At 37.0% G+C, this 24,415-nt stretch carries 26 protein-coding genes; 10 read left to right on the top strand and 16 right to left on the bottom strand.

Annotated features, from left to right (window positions below):
* Positions 1-338 precede the first annotated feature (338 nt).
* The 5 genes from FACI_RS07465 to FACI_RS07445 all read right to left on the bottom strand — a co-directional run bounded on the left by FACI_RS07465 (position 339) and on the right by FACI_RS07445 (position 5,936).
* Positions 339-1,598 carry a replication factor C large subunit gene (locus FACI_RS07465; RefSeq protein WP_009887533.1) on the bottom strand — a complete coding sequence of 420 codons (1,260 nt, stop codon included), beginning with the start codon at positions 1,596-1,598 and terminating at the stop codon, positions 339-341.
* Entirely contained in the window at positions 1,598-1,924 is a 327-nt protein-coding gene (metG, locus tag FACI_RS07460) for a methionine--tRNA ligase subunit beta (RefSeq protein WP_009887532.1), read from the bottom strand. The genes FACI_RS07465 and metG overlap by 1 nt, the downstream gene beginning before the upstream one ends.
* A 29-nt stretch (positions 1,925-1,953) precedes the next feature.
* The gene (locus FACI_RS07455) at positions 1,954-3,477 is read right to left on the bottom strand and encodes an oligosaccharide flippase family protein (protein ID WP_148285744.1); all 1,524 of its coding nucleotides are present in this window, start codon (positions 3,475-3,477) and stop codon (positions 1,954-1,956) included.
* Between the two features lie 40 nt (positions 3,478-3,517).
* Complete coding sequence (locus tag FACI_RS07450) at positions 3,518-3,892, bottom strand: DUF302 domain-containing protein (RefSeq protein ID WP_009887530.1); 375 nt, start codon at positions 3,890-3,892, stop codon at positions 3,518-3,520.
* A gap of 220 nt (positions 3,893-4,112) precedes the next feature.
* Entirely contained in the window at positions 4,113-5,936 is a 1,824-nt protein-coding gene (locus FACI_RS07445) for a PINc/VapC family ATPase (RefSeq protein ID WP_009887529.1), read from the bottom strand.
* 145 nt (positions 5,937-6,081) lie between these two features.
* On the opposite strand from FACI_RS07445, the gene pheS reads away from it, so the two are divergent.
* A complete protein-coding gene (gene pheS / locus FACI_RS07440; protein ID WP_009887528.1) occupies positions 6,082-7,539 on the top strand; it encodes a phenylalanine--tRNA ligase subunit alpha in 1,458 nt (485 codons plus the stop codon).
* A 58-nt stretch (positions 7,540-7,597) separates the two neighbouring features.
* Here the strand turns inward: pheS and FACI_RS07435 are convergent, their stop codons facing one another.
* The 5 genes from FACI_RS07435 to FACI_RS07415 form a co-directional block, all read right to left on the bottom strand.
* On the bottom strand, positions 7,598-8,833 hold the full coding sequence (locus FACI_RS07435; protein WP_009887527.1) for an MFS transporter: 1,236 nt from the start codon (positions 8,831-8,833) through the stop codon (positions 7,598-7,600).
* A 55-nt stretch (positions 8,834-8,888) separates the two neighbouring features.
* Complete coding sequence (locus FACI_RS07430; protein ID WP_009887526.1) at positions 8,889-11,222, bottom strand: DNA-directed DNA polymerase; 2,334 nt, start codon at positions 11,220-11,222, stop codon at positions 8,889-8,891.
* Between the two features lie 89 nt (positions 11,223-11,311).
* The gene (locus FACI_RS07425; protein ID WP_009887525.1) at positions 11,312-11,830 is read right to left on the bottom strand and encodes a nicotinamide-nucleotide adenylyltransferase; all 519 of its coding nucleotides are present in this window, start codon (positions 11,828-11,830) and stop codon (positions 11,312-11,314) included.
* Positions 11,831-11,920: 90 nt separating this feature from the next.
* Positions 11,921-12,364 (bottom strand): dCTP deaminase domain-containing protein, encoded by a 444-nt coding sequence (locus FACI_RS07420; protein ID WP_009887524.1) that lies wholly within the window; start codon positions 12,362-12,364, stop codon positions 11,921-11,923.
* Positions 12,354-13,703 (bottom strand): purine-cytosine permease family protein, encoded by a 1,350-nt coding sequence (locus FACI_RS07415; RefSeq protein WP_009887523.1) that lies wholly within the window; start codon positions 13,701-13,703, stop codon positions 12,354-12,356. Before FACI_RS07415 ends, FACI_RS07420 begins: the two co-directional genes overlap by 11 nt.
* Positions 13,704-13,880: 177 nt before the next feature.
* On the opposite strand from FACI_RS07415, the gene FACI_RS07410 reads away from it, so the two are divergent.
* Both FACI_RS07410 and purD read left to right on the top strand, forming a co-directional pair.
* Entirely contained in the window at positions 13,881-14,360 is a 480-nt protein-coding gene (locus FACI_RS07410; protein ID WP_009887522.1) for an SMC-Scp complex subunit ScpB, read from the top strand.
* Positions 14,357-15,634 carry a phosphoribosylamine--glycine ligase gene (purD, locus tag FACI_RS07405; protein WP_009887521.1) on the top strand — a complete coding sequence of 426 codons (1,278 nt, stop codon included), beginning with the start codon at positions 14,357-14,359 and terminating at the stop codon, positions 15,632-15,634. Before FACI_RS07410 ends, purD begins: the two co-directional genes overlap by 4 nt.
* Here purD and FACI_RS07400 read toward each other — a convergent pair.
* Positions 15,624-16,523, bottom strand: coding sequence for an EF-Tu/IF-2/RF-3 family GTPase (locus tag FACI_RS07400; RefSeq protein WP_009887520.1), 900 nt, complete (start codon positions 16,521-16,523; stop codon positions 15,624-15,626). The genes purD and FACI_RS07400 overlap by 11 nt on opposite strands.
* A 72-nt stretch (positions 16,524-16,595) precedes the next feature.
* On the bottom strand, positions 16,596-17,480 hold the full coding sequence (locus FACI_RS07395; protein ID WP_009887519.1) for a ferrochelatase: 885 nt from the start codon (positions 17,478-17,480) through the stop codon (positions 16,596-16,598).
* A gap of 273 nt (positions 17,481-17,753) precedes the next feature.
* On the opposite strand from FACI_RS07395, the gene FACI_RS07390 reads away from it, so the two are divergent.
* On the top strand, positions 17,754-18,326 hold the full coding sequence (locus tag FACI_RS07390; RefSeq protein ID WP_009887518.1) for an ISH3 family transposase ISFac1: 573 nt from the start codon (positions 17,754-17,756) through the stop codon (positions 18,324-18,326).
* A gap of 11 nt (positions 18,327-18,337) precedes the next feature.
* Entirely contained in the window at positions 18,338-18,886 is a 549-nt protein-coding gene (locus FACI_RS07385) for a transposase (protein WP_009887517.1), read from the top strand.
* Positions 18,887-19,155: 269 nt separating this feature from the next.
* Here FACI_RS07385 and hemE read toward each other — a convergent pair whose 3' ends face one another.
* Positions 19,156-20,163 (bottom strand): uroporphyrinogen decarboxylase, encoded by a 1,008-nt coding sequence (gene hemE, locus FACI_RS07380; protein WP_009887516.1) that lies wholly within the window; start codon positions 20,161-20,163, stop codon positions 19,156-19,158.
* Positions 20,160-21,449, bottom strand: coding sequence for an asparagine--tRNA ligase (asnS, locus tag FACI_RS07375; RefSeq protein WP_009887515.1), 1,290 nt, complete (start codon positions 21,447-21,449; stop codon positions 20,160-20,162). The genes hemE and asnS overlap by 4 nt, the downstream gene beginning before the upstream one ends.
* A 301-nt stretch (positions 21,450-21,750) precedes the next feature.
* Here asnS and FACI_RS07370 point away from each other — a divergent pair, with 301 nt between their 5' ends.
* From FACI_RS07370 to FACI_RS07350, 5 genes are read left to right on the top strand one after another with little or no spacing between them, the layout of a single operon-like run.
* On the top strand, positions 21,751-22,326 hold the full coding sequence (locus FACI_RS07370; RefSeq protein ID WP_009887514.1) for a DNA-directed RNA polymerase: 576 nt from the start codon (positions 21,751-21,753) through the stop codon (positions 22,324-22,326).
* Positions 22,327-22,334: 8 nt separating this feature from the next.
* Positions 22,335-22,526 carry a transcription elongation factor subunit Spt4 gene (gene spt4 / locus FACI_RS07365; RefSeq protein WP_009887513.1) on the top strand — a complete coding sequence of 64 codons (192 nt, stop codon included), beginning with the start codon at positions 22,335-22,337 and terminating at the stop codon, positions 22,524-22,526.
* Positions 22,504-23,010, top strand: coding sequence for a GTP-dependent dephospho-CoA kinase family protein (locus tag FACI_RS07360; RefSeq protein WP_009887512.1), 507 nt, complete (start codon positions 22,504-22,506; stop codon positions 23,008-23,010). Before spt4 ends, FACI_RS07360 begins: the two co-directional genes overlap by 23 nt.
* A complete protein-coding gene (locus FACI_RS07355) occupies positions 23,000-23,317 on the top strand; it encodes a 30S ribosomal protein S24e (protein ID WP_009887511.1) in 318 nt (105 codons plus the stop codon). The genes FACI_RS07360 and FACI_RS07355 overlap by 11 nt, the downstream gene beginning before the upstream one ends.
* On the top strand, positions 23,317-23,472 hold the full coding sequence (locus FACI_RS07350; protein WP_009887510.1) for a 30S ribosomal protein S27ae: 156 nt from the start codon (positions 23,317-23,319) through the stop codon (positions 23,470-23,472). The genes FACI_RS07355 and FACI_RS07350 overlap by 1 nt, the downstream gene beginning before the upstream one ends.
* An 11-nt stretch (positions 23,473-23,483) precedes the next feature.
* Here FACI_RS07350 and FACI_RS07345 read toward each other — a convergent pair whose 3' ends face one another.
* Together FACI_RS07345 and FACI_RS07340 are read right to left on the bottom strand one after the other, a co-directional pair.
* Positions 23,484-23,783 carry a DUF2175 family protein gene (locus tag FACI_RS07345; protein ID WP_009887509.1) on the bottom strand — a complete coding sequence of 100 codons (300 nt, stop codon included), beginning with the start codon at positions 23,781-23,783 and terminating at the stop codon, positions 23,484-23,486.
* Between the two features lie 247 nt (positions 23,784-24,030).
* Positions 24,031-24,384, bottom strand: coding sequence for an NfeD family protein (locus FACI_RS07340; RefSeq protein WP_009887507.1), 354 nt, complete (start codon positions 24,382-24,384; stop codon positions 24,031-24,033).
* Positions 24,385-24,415: the final 31 nt, after the last annotated feature.

Below are 24,415 nucleotides of genomic sequence, written 5' to 3'. Positions count from 1 at the left end.
ATATTGCTTAATGCCTAACCTGATTATGATAAACTCAAAATAGTAAGGAACCATTAACTATTCATTGAAAGGGTCATTAATAAGGAAAAGGTATGTGCTTGTATTCTGGGAGTCAGAACCCGAAAGAATGGACAGATACCTGTATAACTATTATGAAGTTAAGAGGAAATATAGAACTGAAAATTTCAGTATTTATATGTGCAATCAGTTGAATAAACCGACCATATGCAGCATAATACGTGAAAAGGGCGGTAATATAATAACTGTCAGCGGCACAATAAAAAAATGCAAGAAAGCCCTCTCGCACCGGATTGAAAACAATCCGCATTTATAGACTATTATTTAGCGCTGTGTGTTTGTTTTTCAGTTATTCCAAGCAGTGTGGATAAAAATGAATATAATTTTCTATCCTTCTGTTTCATTATATGGTAAAACCACATATTGCCAGATATTGTAGCCGTTGATGTATGGGAAATTGCCCCCATCCTTCCTGCAAAATTAATTGTATTGTAAAGTTCAAAATTCTTTTTCCTCATAGCCATTTTCTTGATAAATGATGGAAAATTGTATTTCACATAATGGTCATTCCTGTTTTTTGCTTTCACTGATATGCCGGCTGTAATTTCCATGCCGTAACTGGCAAGTGAGAAATTTTTGAACCTGTTCCCATAATAGATATCTGCTATTGAAATCAGGTCATATGTATTCTTCAGGTCTACCGGGTCTGTATACTCATATGGAATGTTTTCATCAATCCACTTCATATAAAAATCAGTATCTTCATCCATTTTATACAGAGCTGATATAATCGTATCGTAATCATTTCCCCTGAATGTATCTGATGTGAGGTAATAGATTGATTCTGATTTGTCCCTGCTATTCTCCCCGTAATCGTTTTCACGTGAACTGTAGAGGTAAAGGTCGTTTATCATGGCTCTAATATCGGGCTCATTTGACCTTATAATCCCATCAATCTCATGGTCATTTATATGTATATTTTCCTTTATAGCTATATTTTTCAGGACACTGTGCACGCCTGAAGTGAATATTTTATAGTTTACCTCATTTTTTCTTTTATATGGGGTCATTTCTATTTCTACCGATCTGGAAACTATTTCCCTTGCATTATTTTTAGATTTAAAAGAATAGTAATCGTTCATTGTAATTATAACCGGATTTTTTGTGTTTTTTATGATTTCAAGAAGCTCTGACATGCCTCCTGTATCACCACCCGAGGACCTGCTTCTGGATTCAAATATGTTGTCTGCTTCATCTATGAGTATGAGTTTATCGGGCATTCTGGCGTCATCATCAAAAAGATTCCTGTATTGTGATGCCATTAATGCAATCTTTTTCATGCTTTCCTTATTCCTCTGTTCAGATGCGTTCATTTCAACCACAGGAAGCCCGGCGTAACTGGCAAGTGCATATGCTGCACTGGTTTTTCCTATTCCCTGCTGGCCCCACAGTATCAGTGAGTTTTTGACTTCTGAATGGTTCATCCAGGAATCGATCCATGAAATCATGGCTTGCCTTGCTTCATTGCTTAACAGCAGGCTATTTAAATCGGATGGGCGGTAATCATCGGCAAGTGACATTAATGTACCTTCGTGCCAGGAGAAACTTCCCGATCTGGCTTTAACAGGGAGACACCATTTTCATCCTCTACAGCAAGAAGCATGCCCTGGCTTTCCAGGCCCATGAATTTAGCAGGGGCTAAATTATTTATAACAACAAGCTGCTTTCCCATCATATCCTCTGGAGAATAGCAATTTGAAATGCTTGATATGATCTGTTTTTGCTGGTCTCCAAGGTCAACTATAATTTTCAATAGATTTCTTGATTTTTCGACCTTTGTGCACTCTATTACCTTTCCAACTCTGATATCTATCTTATGGAATTCATCTATGCTTATCTCTTCCATACCCTGTATTTTAGCTATATAATATAAACTTATTCATTATGTAGCTGCTTTCCAAATGAAAATGGGTTTAAAGCCCTTATAAATTCCAGTATCTGGTTAAGAGTTATTTGCCTTGACAGTACGGCGACTCCCAAAAATACAATAACTGATGCTACTGAAACGGGGATAAACAGGAGGATACTGTATATTTTTATGTAACTGGTTATACCGAAAAGGAACATGGATTGTGCCAGGATGGGCAATAACTGGTAAAATATCCTCAAATCAGGTTTCATCTTTTCTGCCCTTATTACAGTAACCCGGTAAGCCACGGTCTCAAACAGCATGGCAACAAAAGTGCTTACAGCACCGCCCAGGACTCCAAGTGAGAAGATACGTATTTCAAACACATCTGGAGGTATAAGTAGCAGATCCAGGGAGATGTTGATTATGAGCGCGATTACCGTAATTTTTCCTATTTTATTAGTGAGTCCCCTGGCCACGAGGCTTGAAGAATAAGCAGAATTTATTGCAACAAGGTAGGCTGCAAGTGTGAGAAATATCAGTATGTCGGCATAGGGTATCAGGGCAGCAGACCATAGATTCGCCACATATACCCTCAAAACAACGAAGATAATTACCAGTGGCAATATGAATATAGATATTATCCTTTCAAATAATGAAATATCTGTTTTGAAGTTTTTATCGCTGGACCCCTGGCTTTTCATGAGCAGTGGAATAAAAAATATGCTTATTGTCCCTGAGAAGGTTGTAATTGGGCTGGCTATACGCTGCAGGCTTGCAAATGCCCCTGTTGCAACAGCATGCCAGTAAAATTCAATTAAAACCTTATCTATGTTTCCACTTACAGACCCGATAATCGATGCCAGTGCCAGGGGATATGCAAGTTTTGTGTATTTCTTGAAGAGTTCCATTGATGGCCTGTTAACTTTCCACGGTCTTCCTAGAAATACAGACAACAGGAAATAGATAAAATAGGAAATACTGTAAATAATAGCCAGTAAAATGGCTGCAGATACTGTATTATAACCAGGTATTCTGAGAATATATACTGCGCCGAGGATTATAAACAGTGAATTCCTTACCACTGCTTCTGTAATCTGGGGGATTGACATACGGGCAGATTTCAGTTTAGAATTGTAATATATGATGGGAACATCCTTCAACCGTGCAAAGAAAAAATATGGAAGAAGAAGTATTATAGCGTATATTTCTACATTGCTCTGGAACCCCCTGTGCAAAACATTTATCCAGATAAACAGTGACCCCAGGACAATTGATATTGTAATTAAAGTCTGTACTGTCCTTATTGTCAAAAATGTACCGGTACACACACCCTCTTCATATTCTCCGGATGAGAGGTATTTCAGATGTGCAGTTCCATATCCCAGATCCCCGATAATGCTCAATACACCTATAAATGCCAGGGAAAAGCTGAGGTATCCCCATGATTGCAGCCCTACAAATCTAATAATAAAAAATAAGCCAATATATCCAAATAGTGAATTTGTAACCTGGCCGAAAACCAGCATCGGAGATTTTTTAGCAATCAATAGGATTGCATATAAAATTTAACGAATAAACTTTATGAATTTATAATTTATCCAGCATGCCCATCAACGTGGTTTCATATTTTTCTGCCACCTTCCCATCTGTATCAAGGTACTCTTTGGAAAGAACAGATGGCTTAGGCATCAGTATTTTTGTGGTATTCCCATGTTGAATAAGTACAACCTTGCACGGAATAAAAGCGCCGATGTCTTCATTATCCTTCACAAGTTCGGCTGCAGCCGGTGGAAAACATACATCAAGTATATAGTACGGTTCTATTTCTTTCTGCATTTTGGAAAATATTTCCTTCAGATCAATGTATGAAATAATTAGCCAGTTTGCTTCCTTCAGAAGCTTGTGGAGCCCCCCAAATACTTCTTCAGCACTTTTGTTTAAAGTTTTTTCGTATGAATACATATTGTTGTATTGCAGGCAAATATTTAAAGTTCGTTTAGCATGTTTAATTAATATAACAAATGCAGTGGATATTACTCACTTTTCAATGAAATTTAACTGCATAATTTCCATATGCCAGATTATTGCTTAACTGATTGGGAGAATTCTAAATTTACAGGATAAAATTATCAGGCAATGAAAATATGTAGATGGCAAAAGCAGTTAAGGCAGAAAACTGTGCTTATCTGGAATGTGAAGATGATGGTTCAGATTCCTCCATTACCATATACTGAAGTTTCTTCCCCTGCTTTATGTATTTATATACCGTATTTCCTGTATCACTATTTATCCTGAGTTTTATCATTCCCTTGGCTGAACTGCGGGCTGAAAGCATTGCAATGCCATCAACATATAATTTTACCGGCCTGTTCCTTGAGCCCACGTCAATGAATATTGTTTTGTTCTTTATTTCAATTAAAGCATCCTGCATTACATTTACATCATCTGATAGTGTATCCACATCTATCTTAAGCCCGTAGGATTTTTCCAGTGCAGTAACTGTTTCGCCTTTTCTTCCAATTAATCTCGGTATCTTTGCATCGGGAACTTTTATTATAACCCTTCCCTCTGAAACGATCTGCACATCCACATGATCTGTTTCAAGAAGTTTCATCATATCTTCCCTTATTTTTGCTGCGGCAATGGCAAATAATGGATTTGCACCGTTTTTCTCGTCACCTACAGGAATTACAACTACCTGGTCGCCGAATGTATATATTTCACTTACAGGCTTGTTTTTTAGAAAATCACGTATAACTATTACCGGCCTTGCAAGGTCTTCCTGATTAAGCCCATATGGTATTTTAATCTGGTAATCTGTTGTAAGTACCTGCGATACTTTCCCTCCGTCTATAAACAGGACAGTGTCCACCACCTGGGGGATTAATCCGAGTTCTATTCTGCCTACAAATCTCTGGATAGCGTCCACAGCTCTGGTAGAATGCACAACACCAACCATGCCAACACCGGCAAGCCTGAGGTCTGAATAAACCTTGAAATCTGAAGTGACACGCATTTCATCAAATACGGTATAGTCCTCCCTGACAAGAAGAAGTATATCTCCGGTTTTTTCCATATCGCCTTCCAGCGTTGTATACTGTGTTATGCTATCATTTACCTGCAAATCCCTTGGTTTTTCCATGGTTTTGACAATTTTGTTCTGGGAGGCATAATATTCTGCCAGTGCTGTAACAAATGTACTTTTCCCGGCTCCTGGTGAACCTGCAACCAGTATTCCATATGCCTTGTTTTGAAGCCTGTCCATCACTCTTTTATCAAGTTTATAATCCTCTATGGAGGTTTTTACAACAGGCCTTACTGCTGTAATCTCCATTATATCTGAGAACGGTGGCCTTGTTATGACAATACGGAGATTCTTCAGCTGGATAACTGTTGCTCCGAACATATCCATTTCTATAAAGGACTGGTCTTCAAATTTGCCTCTCTGGACAATGTTATATGCTATTCTTTCAAGCTCATCGTTTGATACTACATAGTCCAGTTCTTTTAATACCACTTCTCCAGGCTTGCCTGTTTTTATAAGTGGCTTCATCCCGGCTTTTAAATGGACCGATGATGTGTATTCATCAAAAAATTCCTGGATGTCCCTTGCATCTTTCTCCTCGCCTTTAATATAAATAACATTTATTCCCTTTATAGATGCTATAATGCTCTGTATGTGGTCTCCAGTTACAAGTGTAGCTGCATTGTCCAGTGCTATATTTCTAATTATATTGTCAATTTCGCCACTATGGGCATTTTTTATCTGCCATTCCATGGGGCGGTTTCCCATGATATCTATGTAAATTTTGCCTGAATCTGATAATTCCCTTAATTTCTTAAGCTCTTCAAGGGCTGTGAAGCCTATTGACCTCCCCTCATTTGCCTGGTGCTCTATTTCAGCTATCATAGCCTCTGCAAGTATAACCCTTACATCGTTCTTTCCTGCTACATATTCCCTGAATTTTCCGCTTACTATTACTGATGTATCCGGTACGTAATCCACATTAGATAATGTTATATTATTATTTAAATAATTTCAAATTGACTGAAAATACGAAATACACGGGATTTTTTACCGGATTATACGCTTTGTTCCGGAAATAGCCATGTTCAAAAATTATTTAATCCACCTAACTATTTAAGACGTAATGGAAAAGAATGAGATAAGCCCGAATGAATATAAAGTTTTGAATTTCATAAAAAACCGCAGTGATGTGCCTGAAGAGGATATAGATGTTGATACTGACAGGCGCATTGTTTCAAGTTCTATCTCATATCTGGAATTTAAAAATTTAATCAATGTAAACAAAGTGACAGAGGAATCTGTTTCTATCACAGAGGAGGGAAAAAAATACATTGAGAATGGATTCCCTGAAGAGAAATTGTACAATTTCCTGGCTAAGCATGAAAAGTGCTCCATGAAAGAGGTAATAGATTACATGGGCAGTGACTATAAAATTGCCATTGCAAACATTGCAAAACTCGGAATAAAACCGGCAAATGGCGAGATGGCATTGCACGGTGAAAAACTTGATGATATTTTCAGGAATAAAAGAATGGAATTGTCTGGCATCAGCAATGGGAAAATTCCGGATAAAGTCACCCTGGATGAGTTTTTACACAGAGGGCTTGCAGGAAAACGGAAATACACAAAGAGGATAATTAATATAAATGAAAGTGGGAAAGAAGCGCTGGAAAGCTATGGAAAAGATGATTATTTTGAAATGCTTACACCCTCATTGATTGCCTCTGGAAAATGGAGAGATGCAAAATTCCGCCCATATGACCTGAATTCCAGGGTAGAACCTTTAAATGGAGCCGGCCTGCATCCACTTACGTATTTAATTGAGAAGGTAAGGAAAATTTTTCTGGAGATGGGGTTCACAGAAATGCACGGCCATTTCATCGAATACACTGGATGGAATATGGATATGTTATTTATACCGCAGGACCATCCAGCAAGGGACCTTCAGGACACATATTATGTAGAATCAAAAAACCCGGTGGAATTTGAAAATCCAGAAATTCTTGATAAGGTTAAGAGGGTGCACGAACACGGATATGGGAAATATAGCGGATGGAATTATAAATGGTCTGAGGATGAAGCAAAGAAGTTAATTCTGAGGACACACACAACTGTCAATACAATAAGATACCTGTATAACCACAGGGATAAGCCACAGTATATATTCTCAATAGAAAAGGTATTCAGGCATGAGAGTGTGGACTGGAAACACCTTTCCGAGCTTTACCAGATTGAGGGAGCAGTATATGGCAGCGACGTAAACCTTTCAACCTTGAAGTGGCTTCTCACGGAATTTTATTCAAGATTAGGATTCAAAAATATAAGGCTTATACCATCTTATTATCCCTACACAGAGCCAAGCATGGATGTAGCAGTTGACATAAATGGAAAGGAAGTGGAACTGGGCGGCTCCGGAATATTCAGGCCTGAGGTTACAAAACCTATGGGGCTCAAGGAACCGGTTCTGGCATTCGGGCTTGGTCTTGAGAGGCTTGCCATGCTGTATTATAATTTTAACGATATAAGGGAAATATACAATAGCGATCTTGACTGGTTAAAAAATTATAAAATTAAATTTTAAACTGGCATTACAATTAAAGTTAGCCTTTAAAGGCTAATAAATTTATAAAATTAAATTTTTAAATACCTGATGCCAGTTCTTCCTGCTTCTTTTTTGATGGTAGCAAGGGAAGCATAATTATAGAAATCACCGAGAATATTAGCATTACAACCAGCGATGTGTAAAGTGCCACATGGACATATAGCAGTATTGTTACTATTGCAATGCCTATAGCTCCCCCAACTATATTGCCGAAACTCCATACAAGTGCGTTGGATCTGGTGGAAAATTTCTGGGGTATTGTCTGTGCAACATATCCCAGCAATACGGGAAAACTGGTGAATGCAAATGTTGCGTAAAGCAGGTAAATAACAGTTACAAGGTATACATTATCGGTTAAAAGCATTAAGCCGAAGAATACTGTTGAAGCAATTGTTGTAACTGCAATAGTGAACTTTCCACCGTGGTCTTTCACAACCCTTCCGAAATAGGGCTGCCCGACCACAGCGCCCAGGAAACTTATGGTTAATAAATCTCCCATAATAACCTTTGAATGGAATATATTATCAAAATAATCCGGTGTAAACGTTACGGTGCCCATAAGGAAGAATGACCTTATAAATACAATTGCTGTGAGTATATACAGAAATTTGCCGTATTTCTTATATTCGCTCTCCGATGCTTTGCTTTCTTCTGTGTTTTTTGCATGCTTTTTGGTATCGATTTTAATATATTTGCTCCTCTTGAAGAATGAGAGCCCCCCAAGAATTATAACAGCCGCTATGGTTGTATATGCAGCTACAGCTACCAAACCATAGAATTTTCCGAAGAATACTATTGCGTATACAAGCACCGAAGGTATCAGGGCACGCCCCAGGCTGCCGAATGAACCATTAATTCCCATAGCAGTTGATGAATCCTTTTTTCCATATGTGAATGCCAGTATAGAAGCGCCGATAGGATGGTAGAAAGCCTGGCCTATTCCCAGGATTACAGCTGCTACAAGTATTATATAATTGACATATGCCGTAAATACAAATGCCAGCCCGAAGAAGATAGCGGATATTGCTTCAAGCAAAATACCCAGAAATATAAGTGCCCCATCCCTGTCAATTCTGTCCGCAAGTTTTCCTATGGATGGCCCGAGAAGCCCGGAAAGCAGATTGTATATAATTGCCATGACTCCAAGAAATGCAATGCTTACATGCGGGATAACTTTGTAATATGCTATTAAAGTGGGAAATAAAAGGAAGTTTCCATCGTTTGCAAAATGTCCCAATGATGTAAAAATGAGGGATTTCCCCTGGTCTTTCATTTTTATATAAGTGCAAAAAGCTATTTATATTTTTACTAAATTGTTTATTAATAAATTATTTGAAAAAATCTTCTATATCTCTCTTTTTAGGTTTTTCTTCAAATGCGTCGGTAATTTTACTCTGGGGATTTTTGAAAACAGCTATTTCCTTGTCCAGGCTTTCCAGAACCCTGTTAAGGGTTTCCTGCAGCCTTTTTGAATAATATACATAATCAGGCGTATGCGTGAACTTTCTGCCATCTATAAATGGCTCCACAGCCTGTGGAGTTTTTCCAGCATCAGTAACTATCCATGAAACTTTCATTCCAGGAATAAACGTTTCCCCTGCATCTATAAGCTTTTTGGCCGCATTTACATTTGCCATTGAACCTGCATTTTTATAGGTTGAAAAATTTTTCACGCTTCTTGATATGACAAGTTTGGATGTGTCTATTTTTCCCGTGGCAACTTCTTTAACCAGGTCTTCAGCGTATTGTTTAGCACCCTCAACATCCCTTGACAGGATAAGGTCAAACACCGTGGAGAGTGCTTCGCTCTGCAGGTCGAATGAGTCGGTTCTCCGGGTTTCATAGCCTCTCACCAGGATTTCACCCGCTGATGATGGAGGATAAACTATTTTCCCGGCGTACCGTTTCTTGGCTCCATGTGAAAATAATGGATCCATTATCTTTTCAAATTCCAGTACAAGATTCTCCTTTCTGGATATGTCTGAACTTAGCCTATTTCCGTATTCTATAGCTTCATCAAGTGTTTTCTTGCCTGATTCGATGAATATGGAATCGGTATCTCCATAGATTACCTTATTCCCTGATTTATCGAGATCTGCAATTATAGATGTAATAGTATTTCTTGCATAGGCTGTAATGGCACTGCTGATTTCCCGGTTAGTGAACCTGTAAAATGATGTTCCCAGGACACCGTAGAAGGTATTCATCAGAACTTTGATGGCTGCCTGCAATCCATCGAGGTAATCGTGATTTGATTTATCCTCTTTCATCTGCTTCTTAACTTCATCACGGTTTTTCATAAGCTGCTCGAGCAGATCGGGTATAATGCCCTTTTTTACTCCCGGATCAAGAAATCTCGCACCGTTGGGAGCTACAATAGTGCCTTCCGGGCTAAGTGTTGTAAAGCATATATTATATTTTATAATCATAGATGGGTACATGCTTTTGAAATCAAGTACAACTATCATATCATACAATCCAGGGTCCATGGTATGCACGTATCCTCCTGCATAGGTATCATTTGAGAATTTGCTCGAACTCATGGGAACGCCGATATTTTCCCTGTCAGCCCGTCTGATCAGCAAAGAATCCACATATGTGCTCGTTCCGCCATTTGTAACATCGTCCAGGGGAAGCATGGATACTGTGGAAAGATAGAGATTTCTATCCAGTATCCTTATTTTCCGGTATATTAAAAGGGCAAGCCTCGCATCCTTTATGCAGTACTTAATTACATCATCCCTCCTGTTCTTCCACTCGTTCTCTATATCCAGCCTGTTAACATCTTCCTTTCCCTCATTGAGAAGCATGTTTGAGACGTAATTCAGGGTTTCATGCTTTGGATGCAATACTTTTCTGACTTCCCACCATGTATCATCTATAACCCTTCCATGAAGCCTCCAGTACTGGTCCATAATCCTTCTGGGGGAGATGTAATCCCGGCCTATGCTGAACCGGACCTTATTAAACTTCATCCGTTCCTCCAGCAGTGGCATGTCATAGCCATCTATATTATAGCCGGTAATTATATCAGGGTCTTCCCTCTGTACCAGTTTATTAAAATCTTCAAGCATCTCCGGTTCAGTACCGGTGAGTGCCCCCTCTGTAATTTCTCCATTGAAAAATACAGAGTATCCAATAACAAAGATTTCCCTGGTGGATATGGAATTTTCAATATCAAATGAAAATATCTTAAGTTGAGGGTTGAAATCATCTGTTTTCTTAACAGTGTTGATTTTTATAACCAGATCTGTAGTATAATTACCCTTTTCACCTTCTGCAGGTTCACCTTCTATTTCAACAGTAGAACCTAAATCAAAATCGTATATGAATCTGTGATGGAAAGGTATATCTGCTGCAAGGGCCTGGCACTGGCATATTTTTCTCAGTTCAGGCACCTTCCAGGGAGACTTTATATAAATCCTCTTAACATTTACATCTTTCCCCTCAAGAAACAATTTTTTATCTTCCATTTTGATAAATTCTGGATTATTTTTAATTTCAGTTATGCATTTTTCATCCGGCTCAACATAGTCAAAATATGGTTTAAAGCCATAATAAAGGGCTGTAATGGATTTATTATCCTCTGTACGCCCGTACAATTCTACCGTTACGTCGCTCTGCCTGTATGAGGCGGCAACGATTCTCATTTTAACATTCATCTATGTGTAGTATTTTAAATCAATATATATTTTTGTCCTATAATGAAGTATCATAACAACAGTGCCATGGATAAAAACAGGCCTGTTGATTATATCGGGTCTTCGTCTGTTTTTGACAGATCACTGATCCTGTTTATGCCATCCAGGTCCTTCATTATATTATAAACTGTGTCAGGAACATCTGATCTCCAGTCTTCTCCCTTGAGTATTTTTTGCCTTATTCTTGTTCCAGACCATGAATTGCGGTTTATCATGGGTAGTGAAAGGACTTCATATTGTTTTTCATAGAATAATCTCCTTACAAGGGGATTGTTGGTGTACACACGGTGAAATGGCGGTGTAAGGGATTCTACATGGGCAACCCACATTGGATTTGAGTTGACATCCTCGATAGGCACTATATAATAATTTGATATTCCATTATTTTCCAGTGTGTTCAGAATCATGAGATAACGTTCTCCAGCCGTAAAGGGATTCATGATTGTGTGGGATAACTGTGCACTCCCGATACCTATAACTACATATTCATTGTGCTCCAGTATATGTTTTATTATAGCCAGATGACCGTTATGGAAAGGTTGGAACCTTCCTATTATAAAGGCTTTCATTTAACCTGAATATGCATATTGTAAATAAATTTTTATAAGAAGGGAAAATTATAGATTCTTTATAGAAAGATACTGGGACAAATATAAATTTTAGTCTTCCGGTGATTTAACATTAATTCCTTCGCTGTTCTGATAGGTGCCTGACCTTCCTGGATAATTTTTCTCCGGAGTTTTTATTTCATAGAATACTATTTGAACAAATTTCATGCCCCTTTTAATCCGGAATTCTTCACCGAAATTGTAAAATGCCATTGTAAGGTTGCCGATAAATCCAGCATCAACAAATCCGAATGATGCAAACACACCTCTCCTTGCATATTTCGATTTTATGTGCAATGAAGCCACAATGTTATCAGGTATGTTGAATTTTTCAAGGCTTGAAATGAAAAACAATGAGTTGGTTTTTATAATATCTAATTCATGGTCTCCAATACGGATGTCATAGCCGTTTGGTGTAAGTGAATCTCTGCTGTAATTTTCAGAGATTATTTTTCCTGCAGCTACATTGTATTCTATCTCCCGATCATTTAACATGTGACTGGATATTATTTCGATTAATTACCTTTGTTATAACCGGATACAGTACAAGTGCCAGCAGGAATGACACATAATAACTTATATCAACACCACCAAGGTAAAGTTTGGAAATTGGCCCTTCAAATATTATTCCGGGGTCCATAAAGGGAACGGAAGCGATGAGGGCTATAAAATATGCTGAAATGCCGGAAATATTCAATCCTGGAATGGTTTTAATATTGAATTTTTCATTCCTGTTTACTATAAAAAAGTCTGCAAGCATAATTCCCAGCCATGGAGTTATCCAGTAATCAAGGAGGAAGAGAAAATCTTCATAGAACGAATAAAATTTTGTATACAGGGCCACTGCCAATGCTATGGCTATAACAATGCCAAAAATAACAGAGTATATGCGCCTTATTTTTAATCCAGTACTTTTAAGAGATATTGAATTGGAATAGAGATTCAATGCATCCGCTGCTATTCCTCCAAGGAAGATTGCTATCAAGCCTATGATTCCATAGGGTCCAAGAACGTGGTTAAGGTCACTGGCAGGATTTCCTGATGGGTCAAGTGACATTATGGCAACAAATACGCCTGCTATTTCCGCCCAGAATGTAGCAATCAAACCACCTGAAAAAGTGTAAATAAACGCATTCTTTGTTTTATTATAGCGGGAATAATCTGCCGCATAGGGCCCCCATGACATAAGATAGGAGAATGATGTTGCAAGAGTTATTCCAAACGCTACGCCAAAACCAAAGGAGGATGGTTTATAGGCATAAATATCATTGATATGCAATCCTGCATTAAGTATAATAATTGTAAAAAGTATTCCAAGAATAACTGACATTGCCTTCTCAAAATATGATATGGATTTTCTTCCAGAATTTGATATGAGAAATATGATTATACCCATCAATATTATGGAAATTTCATAGTATGGCACATGAAATGCAAGGGAAAATGCGAATGAAGCAAGTATGAGGTTTACTGTTAGCCAGCCCAGTGTGTTAATCCACTGAAGGACTGTCATAAATATTCCGAAATTTTTACCGAAGGCCCTCCTCCCGAGGACCATCTGTGGCAATCCTGTAAGAGTACCTGTCCTGGACATGAATGCTACAAGTATAGACCCCATAACACTTCCGAGAAGCATGGAAAATAAAGACATACCCAGACTTAAACCGAGGAGCACGGGTATAAATCCTATAGCAAAATCTCCAATTGTCATGTTGGATGCAAACCAGAGAGTGAATAGCTCGGATGAGTTGTTTTTCCTCATCTCCTCCGGTACGGGTTCAAATTCGTTATAAACAAATTCAGAATTATGGCCCCCGGATTTTTCTATATCCATATAGGTAAATAAGATAGAATATATTTATTTTTTTAATATAAATTATAAGTACAGTGATCCTGCCTGCTTAATTTTTAACAGTTATTCAGTGCAATACATGGAATTACATTTAACTTTCTTATATTCTGGTTAATATTCTGCAATAAAGTTATATTATACTTTTGAGATATGAGTATAATGAATGAAATTTCCAGGAGGATTGAAGCAATACTGTTTTCATCTAAAGAACCGGTGAAGGCATCAGAGATAGCTGAATATCTAAATATAACAAATGCAGAGTTCATCAAAGCAATTAAAGAAATATCCAGGAATTATGAAAATATAGAGAGCTCATTAATCGTGGGGCAGTTCGGGAACAGTTACAAGATTAAACTGAGCGAAGAATTTGTACCGGTTGTGGATCCTTTTATTGAGAAAGAATTCACTGAAAAGCAGCTTGCCATGCTTTCTTATATTTATAAGATGAATGGGGAGGCTATATCCGGTAACCTCAGGGACAATTTTGGCTATGCTTACAAAGAGGATCTTGAAAAATTAAAAAAAGGTGGAATGGTATCATCAAGAAAATATAGGAATACACATAAGTATAAGGTTACAACAGAGTTTCACCGTAAATTTAATATTAATAAGAGGACATTACGGGCAGAGGAACAATGAACGTCTTGCTAGTAGGCAGTGGTGGTAGAGAAGATGCAATTGCAAGGAAGATAAGGGAAACAGATAACCTTTATTCAGTCGTCAGCAATGAAAATCCATCTATACTTGGATTATCGCGCAATGTAATAAAATATAATAAGAATACACAGGAAATTGTAAATTTTGCTAAAAAAAATAGGGTAGATATTGCATTTATCGGCCCGGACGACATATTAAATACGGATCTTGTGGACAGCCTTATAGAAAATCATATTCCTGTGGCTTCGCCTGGACAAAAGGCTGCAATGATTGAAACTTCAAAGGAATACATGCGCAATCTGATGGAGAGGCACCACATAAAGGGAAATATTGAAAATAAGCTCATATCAGATAAAGAAGTGCTCAAAACATTTTTTGAAAACAACGATACTGAATACGCTGTAAAGCCAATAGGGCTTACTGGAGGAAAAGGCGTAAAAGTTATGGGGCTTCAGCTTAGCAACGTGGCTGAAGCTATAGCATATGCATCTGAGATTATTGATCGTGATGGCAAGGTGCTTCTGGAGAAAAGGGAAATAGGCGAAGAGTTCTCAATCCAGGCATTTACAGATAGCAAAAATGTGGTATTTATGCCAGTTGTCCAGGACTATAAAAGGTTGTATGAAGATGACCTCGGGCCGAATACCGGCGGGATGGGGTCAATATCAGACAAGAATTTTATTTTGCCATTTTTATCTATAGATGTAGTTAATGAAGCAAGGGGTATACTTAATGACATTGTCACAGCAATGAGAGAGGAGAACAATCCTTTCAAGGGTGTAATTTACGGGCAGTTTATGAGCACAGCACAGGGTGTAAGGGTTATTGAAATCAATTCAAGATTTGCAGACCCTGAAGGAATAAATGTACTAACACTGTTGCAGTCAAATATTGTTGATATTTTCCTGGACATATACAGCGGGACATTAAAAAACAATATAAAATTTAAGAGCAAAGCTACTGTGCTTAAATATATTGTACCTCCCGGTTATGGAATAAAACCTGTGGAAACAGAGCTAACAATTAAGGATAGAATTGAAACTGATAATTTCAAAGTTTACTATTCATCGGTTTCTGGCACCCTGAATCATGTAACCACAACAAAATCCAGGTCTTTAGCATTGATAGGAATAGGCGATAGCATATACGAGGCCTCAGATATCGTTGAAGACAATTTGAAATATATAACAGGAGATTATTATATCAGGCATGACATAGGCACGGAAGCCATGATAAAAGGAAAAATTAAAGATTGATGGTACCGAAAATTCTGGGTACCATATTATTATTTGAAAGAACCATTGTCTTCTTTACCACAGGAATTTTTTTATCTAAAATTATATGGTCGTTCTCAAATTTGCCCCTCTGGAATCTCATAATATCCGACACAAATATTTCAAAATTGTCACCGAGGTCTAATTTCAGGCTTGTTTGTGGCACAACCTTCCCGGGTATGGTTTCAGCATATTCAAAGGGCTTATCTGATAGAAACATCCCCCTTTCCATATCGGTAGGCTCTATGTTTTTCAATGCAAGCCCTACTCTGGATCCTGCGCCGGCACTGTCCACATCCTCATCATTCATCTGTATTGACCTGACCTCTACCTCACGATCCAGGTCAGAAAGTACCAGTTTCTGGTGTTTTGAAATGCTTCCGGATAAAACAAAGCCAAGGGCAACTGTGCCTACTCCCTTAACCTTAAAAAAGTGGTCTATTACAGTTAAATTCTGATCGCCATTTCTGGGTATTTCCATTGCCTTTATTTCATCTATGAGTTCCATTGGCTTTCCGGTAAAGAATTTATAATCCTTTAATGAGGTATTTCCTATAATTTTTTTAATAACAGGCTGTTTCTCTTCATCAGCTATTATAAATCCCCTTGTTTTGCCCATAAGGTCAAGAGCTATTATTACTTCACCCAGGTCCTTATTGATGGAGCTGACTTTAATTATTGCTATATCTGAAGGATATATTGAATCTGTAAGTGATGACACCTTCTCCGGGTATTTTATCGGCTCTATAAATGTCATTATTATATTTTCATCCTTCCGGTGGTAAAGCTGTATGTCACTATTTGTCCCTACCTTTGCGATTTCCTTTATATAATCAGAGGCGTTGTAACAGAAAATGCTGTATGATCCCATAGTCAGTTATGCATTAAAGCTTAAAAAGATTTAAGGTGGAGTTATATTTCTGTTTAATAACTCTGGCCTCTGCTAATAATAGTTTTCCTTATCTCCCTCTACTCCCATTATTGCGTTTTTTAGAAGTATGGCCATGCCATCCGAATCTGATGGTGTTCTGGCACGTGCGTATTTTATGCCCCGGGATTCAAGAAACTCTTTATACTTTACATCAAGATCGTATAGTATTTCCAGATGTTCATATAAAAAGCCAATTGGAGATACAAGTAAATTGTTAATTTTATCTTCTTTAAACAGGTCAATCTTAGAATATATAGATGGTTCAATCCATTTTCCATGTGGCCCCTGGCTGTAAAATGCAGTATAATACTTTTCAATGCCAAGCATATCTGAAATTTTCCCTGCATTTCTTTCCAGTGATGCCTGATAATCAGATTCGTCATCTATCAGGGGAAGGCTATGTGCAGTGAACAGGAAATTGTCAAAATCATATACGTATTTGCTGATCTCTGAAACCCACATAGAAGCCAGTATGCTGTAATCAAGGCCATTTATGAACCTCAGTTTCATATTTTTTCCTTCCATGGCTTTTTTCACCGGTATTTCGTATGATTTTCTAATATTGTTTGACTTAAAAGCAAACAGTGGCAATGCAATTATTTCCTCATAATCTGCATCCAGTGATGATACTGTTTCTTCTATTCCGGGATGCCAGTGCTTGTAGGCATCTATGATCTCAAAATCACCATATCTTGCCAGCAATTTCCCAAGTTTATTTTTTAAATTTTTAATTATCTGGTTTGAGGGAGATATGCCATTGACCATTTCATATTTTTTAATATTTTCTTCCATGATCTTTTCCGGTACGGGTTTCCCATTAAATATGCCTGATAGATATTCCGGAACATCATCAATCCTTTCAGGGCTTCCGTAACTTAATAATATAACTTTCTTCATAAATGGTTTATTTTAAGCGCGCATTTATTTCTTTCTACATTTTATTTATATGGAAAAAACACTGGCTGCCGGATATTCAACCGGGAGCTTAGATATAGGTTGGATAGAGATGGTATAATAAAAATAACATGGACCAACACTGGATTTACACAACAGACTCTCCGCATGTCTTACCATATAATTTAATTTCTTTGTAAATCCTTGTAGTTTTATGTGTTACAGGGCAAATTATATGTACGACAAATTTAAAATTGGAGGGAATAATTTTGAATTATGAACAACAAAACAATCCCTCCAAAATTAAATGCCAATAAGGTTAAAAAATTTTACTCTTCTCAGATGTACAATATTTTCTCAAATAATATACATGTACAGTCAAGGTATAATTCAGGGGATATTGTAAATACAGTAAGGGATGCTATAGCACATAAAATGTATGTTGAAACATATGTAAGGAATTACCATAGAATACATACACCATCAGGGGATACAGTGTTTAAAAGAATATATGAAGCTGCTGTTAACCATGGAATAGATCTATTAACAATGCTTATTGATAATACTGTTAAAATGGCTATGGAATTGAATGCATTCAATAGTTATGTAAATGTTGCAATAGATGAGCATGATGAGCCATATACTGGAAAAGACAACCCATATTTAATAGATGCACCATTCCATAGGTTCAGGGGCACAGACATGGCATACAGGTTTGCTACATTGGATTGTGTAGACAATAATAGATTTACTTTAGCAGCTATGGTTAAGCATCCACTGGATGTAATTAATAATGCTAAGGAAGTTAGAATGGTTATAGAACATGCATTGTCACTGGGAATAAAGTAAATACAGTATTAATGGACAGGGGATACTTAGATTCCAGTGTAATGGATGCAGTGGACTCAATGAAATTGAAATATATTATACCTGCAAAGGACAATCATAAAGTTATAAAATTCAAGAAAATGGATCTGAAATACTGCAAGGATGTATATGGAAATGAATTCCCATTTATGGTTTTAAGGGATAATATAGGATCATCAAAGAGAGTTAATGCCAATTTTGTCCATATAGTGTACTATTCCCATAAAAAGCATGATTTCTCATTCTATACCAATATTAATGTTAATGAAAACAATGTAATTGAACTTGCAGAGCTGTACAGGAAAAGATGGGGAATAGAGAATGGATACCAGGAAAGGAAAATAGACATAAGGGAAAAGACACACTCAAGCCATATGGCTATAAGGCAATTCCTGTACTTCTTTTCCATACTGGTATACAATATATGGGTCCTTATCAACCTTATAAGGAGAATATATGGTTTATCACATATCATACTCATGGACTTTTTAATATCCATGGGGAATAGGAAATGGAAAACAATAATAAATAACAATGGATAAATAAATAATAATTGCAGGGAAATATCCCGGTAATTATTGTATCATTAGCTTAAGCTATGGATATTGTATTTTTAATATTCTTATAATACTGTAAAATTCATAATTTTTGTATCTTATAAAGCAACATTGGTGTATAATTCTGGTTGAATAGAAAATAAAATTATGCTTTATATTCATAAATTAATGATATTCTGCATCACTATCATAGACATGCGGAGAGTCTGCACAATTAGAAATTCAATAAGCCAATAGCTGGATAAATTAAGATTTTATCTATAAGAATGAACGGTGTCTGTTATGCTTTTGAGCGTGTCAGGATCTGTTTCCGGCAATACGCCGTGTCCAAGATTGAATATATAATTATCATCCTTTCCTGCTTCACCGAGGATTCTACCAGTTTCTTCCAGTGCTGCTTCCCTGCTGTACTGAACAAGATACGGGTCTAAATTGCCCTGCATTCCTATGCTACCATTTAATATTGTTCTGGCATGGGATAATTTTATTCTCCAGTCAACACTCAGTATATCCGGCTTAATATCATTAAATTGTTCTATCATGCCTGAACTGCCTGTTGAAAAGTATATAACAGGAACCTTGCTTTTTATTGATTCTACCAGTTCAATAATGTCGTTTTTCAGGTATTTCTCAAAGGTGTATGGCGATAAGGCGCCAAGCCATGAATCAAATATCTGTATGGCATCCACGCCGGCTTTGACCTGCATTGTTACATAGTCAAGTATCATGTTTTTAATCATTTTTTTCATTATTCCAAATGAAGGGTCATTTAACATAACCTTCTTTGTGTATACAAGATTATTATCAGAAACTCCAGCAATAATATATGACATAACTGTTATGATTCCCCCGGAAAAGCCAATAAGGGGGGTTTCAGGGTGATTCTGCTTGAAGAGCCGGATTGCGTCATATGTTCTGTATTTTAAATCTCCTGTATTGAACTCATGTATTCCTTCCATACTTTTATTGTGCCTGTATCCATTCCCTATATCAGGCCCTGAACTGTTAAAATCTATTTTATACCCCATGGCTTCCAGAGGCAATATTATGTCAGCGAATATTATTGCTGCATCCACTCCGAGCAATTTTACAGGGGCATATGTAATTTTTTCAGTAATTTCAGGATCCATGCACATTTGCCTGATATTATATAATTTCCGGAGTTCCTTATATTCATCCATATATCTGCCCGCCTGGCGCATAAACCATACAGGGATATGGTCATGCGGTTCCTGTTTCAATGCTGGAATAAAATTGTTCATGGTTTCACACGCCTTATGGTTCTGGGGTATGGAATTGTCTCCCTTACATTGGATAATCCACAAATCCACATTACAAGCCTATCAAGCCCCAGGCCAAATCCACTGTGTGGAATGCTCCCATATTTCCTTAAATCAACATACCAGTAATAATCTTCAGGATTCAGGTTATTTTCCTTTATCCTGTCAAGAAGTTGCTGGAGATCGTATATTCTTTCTCCCCCGCCTAAAACTTCCCCATACCCCTCAGGTGCCAGCAGATCATGGCATAGTATCTCTCCGGGATTGTCGGGGTCCGGCCTGTGGTAAAATGTTTTTAAAGATTCTGGATAATCGGTAACAAATATAGGATTATCAAAATGCACCATTATCCCGTATTCTTCGTCTGCCCCGAGGTCATCCCCATATTTGAGGTTCATGCCAAATTCCTTTGATTTTTCAATTAAATCCTTATATTTTATCCTTTCAAAAGGAATTTTTATATTTTTTATTTTATTGATATCTCTTTTAATGATTTCCAGATCTTCCAGATTATTTTTCAGTACTTCGTCTATAATGTATTTTATCATTTTTTCTTCATCGGCCATCATGTCTTCATTGCTATACCATGCTGCTTCACCCTCTGCGTGCCAGTACTCAGTAAGATGCCTTCTTGTACGTGATTTTTCAGCACGGAAGCTTGGTGCTATAGTGAATACTTTTTCAAGGCTATATATGAGTGTTTCAAGATAAAACTGTGAGCTCTGGGTTAAATTTACCTTTTCCCCGAAATAATCTACATTGAATAAAGATGAGCCGCCTTCTGTGGCAGTAGAAACAAACATTGGAGCCTGAACCTGGTAATAATCCTCTTTATAAAAATAATCGGCAAATGCCTTAAAAACTGTAGACCTGATTTTTAATACTGCTGTAAACTCCCTGCTGCGCAACCAGAGATGGCGGTTGTCCAGGAGAAATTCTTCCCCGAGGTCTTTAGCAATTGGGAAATTTTCATTCCTTTCATATATTTTATAAGATTGCAGGGAGATTTCATATCCGGTTACTGCACGGGGCTCTTTCCTGAGTTTCCCTGAAAGTTCAATGCTGCTTTCTATAGTAAGGGATGAAATTTCTTTCATCTGTTCATCGTTCAGGTTTTCCGAGGATGCTATGCATTGTATTATGCCTGTAGAGTCTCTCATAACTATAAACGTTATTTTGCCAGAACTCCTTATACGGTATACCCACCCCCGGATACTGACAATTTTTCCAAGTAAATCATCTGATAATGCTTCCTTTATTTTTTCCATTAAAAGTGAATATTGATTACACATATATTTTTTAGGTTTATACAATACTATGGCAATTATATTACATTGAACAAATAAAATCAATTGTTCCGGTTATCCCCACAACTGTTATTTCTTAATAACTGCATATATCTGTTTACAATTACTCTATGGCAGGTGGATTTCTCCATAAGCAAGCACTTTAGGGTAGCAAAAGCATAGAATACAATTATTTCTCTAACCGGATATAATTAACAGGCACAATACATAAATATTTATAACATTATTAAATTCTTTAACAATATTTTAAAGGAGAATAAATATGTACATATTGCTTGAGGATGAATACGTGATTAGGGTTCCGCCTGAACTGTTGAATGATAATTATTCTGATGCCGTTGCGGAAGCCTCAAAATCAACTTTAGAAGGTAAGCTAGTGGATATCCAGGAAGGCCAGAAAAATATTGGAAAATCATACATAGTTTCTGTAAATAGCATCGAAATGAAGGGCGAAGGTACCATAGTGCATGGTGACGGTGGTGTGTACCAGTCCATAAAATACAGTGCCCTGGCATATTTTCCAAAGATGCATGAAGTTGTGGATGGAATAGTTGTGGCTGTGCAGAAATTCGGTGCATTTATAAAATTCGGGCCATTTGAAGGGCTTTTGCATATCAGCCAGATTATGGATGATGCTATAAATATTGATATGGAAAACCAGAGAATAGTGGGAAAGGATAGCAAAATGGAATTGAAAGTAGGAGATAAGATCCGTGTAAGGATTGTTGCCCTGAATCTATCCTCAGCATCCCTGTCTGATAGCAAAATAGGATTTACTGCTAAACAGCCCGGGCTTGGAAAATTGGAATGGATGAAAAAGGAGAACGTTAATAATTGAGGTGTTAAATGAAAAAAGCGTATAAGGCCTGCAAAATTTGCAAGAGGCTCACAACTGAAGATGTATGCCCGGTACACGGGGAAGAACGTACAAAGGTAGACTGGTTTGGATTCCTGATAATAAACGATATAAATTCCCAGATTGCACAAAAAGCTGGAATAACCGAAAAAGGTATATATGCCATTAAAGTTAGATCGTAATATTGTAATAGGAAGCAGGGAAAGGAAATATATACAGGATTTCAAATATTCCCTGTGCTCCGTTGATGATATAAGAGAACTGGCTTTAAAAAATAAAATTATTTCCGTGGGAGATGTAACAACTGAGAATTTGAAAAATGCGGGCATTAAACTCAATCTCCAGATAGTAGACCTGGTAACTAAAAGGGATGGAAAAAGATTTATGCATGAAGAGGGGTCAATAACTGTTTCTAATCCGCCTGGAATCATATCTATTGATTTAATGAATAAAATTTATGAATTTATCAGCACTGGAGTCCATGGGAGAATAGAAGTGGATGGCGAAGAGGACCTGGCAGTTATACCAATAATTTTTTATGCAGATAAGAATACAGTAATAGTTTATGGCGTGCCTGACGTGGGTATGGCGTACATAAAAGTCAATGATGAAATAAAAGAAAGAATAAAAGAAATGATAATGGAGATGTACAGAAATGAGCAATGAAAAAATGATTAAGAACTTCAGCGTTGATTCCGAAAGGGATAACAAATTGCTGTTCAGAAAAGAGATAAAATATACAATAGATTTTAGATCTGGAAAAACTGTAAGCAGGAATGAAATAAAAAAACTGCTTATGGATTATTATAAAGCCAAAGAGGAAGTCATAATAGTTGACCATAATATTCAGGAAACAGGAAAGGATTCCCTGAAAGGATATGTGAAAATATATGACACAAAAGAGCATGCAATGCTCTATGAGCCGGATTATGAGCTATTAAGAAATGGATTAAAGGAAAAGGAGAGTAAATAATGGAAAAAAGAGAATTATATGCAGTAGAAGCAGATAAAATAGTCAGAAAGCGTAGAACATGCCCCAGATGTGGCGCGGGTGTATTTATGGCAGAGCACTCTGATCGCTATACCTGTGGAAAATGCAAATATACTGAATTCAAAAAGAAAAAATAAATTTTAAAAAATTATAAATTATAAATAAGCCCGGTAGTTTCACCGGCCTGCTTTTCTATTGCTGTTATCCTGCGTTTTATGAATTCCGATGTTGGTTTATCATCAGATTTTAATCCCAATAGTTCAACAAGGTAGGTTAATTCATAATCAAGGACCATGCTGAGGTTTCTGAGATATTCCTGTTTTTCTTCTGGAACCTTTTTCCTCTGTGTGGCTACAAAGCAATCCAGATGTACAGGCCCTTCCTTTGTGAAGGTAAATTTCTCCCCTGTTTTTATTATTTTATTACATGTATAACATCCATATTCCATACACCATAATAATTTATAAGATGTTAAATTTATCGTCGCTTCCTGGAATTACAATAAATATAACACGTATTAGCTCTTCAGAAAGATTTAAAATTTTCTATTAGCTACATGGTAATTATAATAGTATTATAATTTCTCAAGAGTCAGTAATTTTCATTAGAAGGGTGCACATTAAATCCTGCTTTATAGCCTGCAATGGCATGTAGTTCCAGTATTCCGGGTCTAAAAAATAAGAATTTATATAACATTATTTTTTGATTTTTTTAACCATAAGTTTTAAGCCAATCCTGCCAGTAACAACAACTTTATCATATTTTTCAATGGGCTCATCGCCATTATTAATAACTTCCCATGATACGCCATCGATTTTTATAAACCCGCCGGCATTTTTATCTATATTGTTGCTGGCAATTCCGATTATATTTGTCATTGATTCTGATCCGGTATATTTTCTTCCACGTTGTGATGAAATGATTTTATACAGATAATATACTGTCACGGTAATAATAACTACAAGTACTATTATTACAAGGATAACTGCGAATACAAGGGACCCGGGCACGGCTGTTGTATAATCAACTGGAATTATCTCAGTAAACATATTTACCACGAATTAATATATCTTACCTGCT

This window comes from Ferroplasma acidarmanus Fer1, from assembly GCF_000152265.2.
Lineage (GTDB): Archaea > Thermoplasmatota > Thermoplasmata > Thermoplasmatales > Thermoplasmataceae > Ferroplasma > Ferroplasma acidiphilum.
The sequence above is the reverse complement of the archived record's forward strand: the minus strand, read 5'-3'. Positions and strand labels throughout refer to the sequence as shown.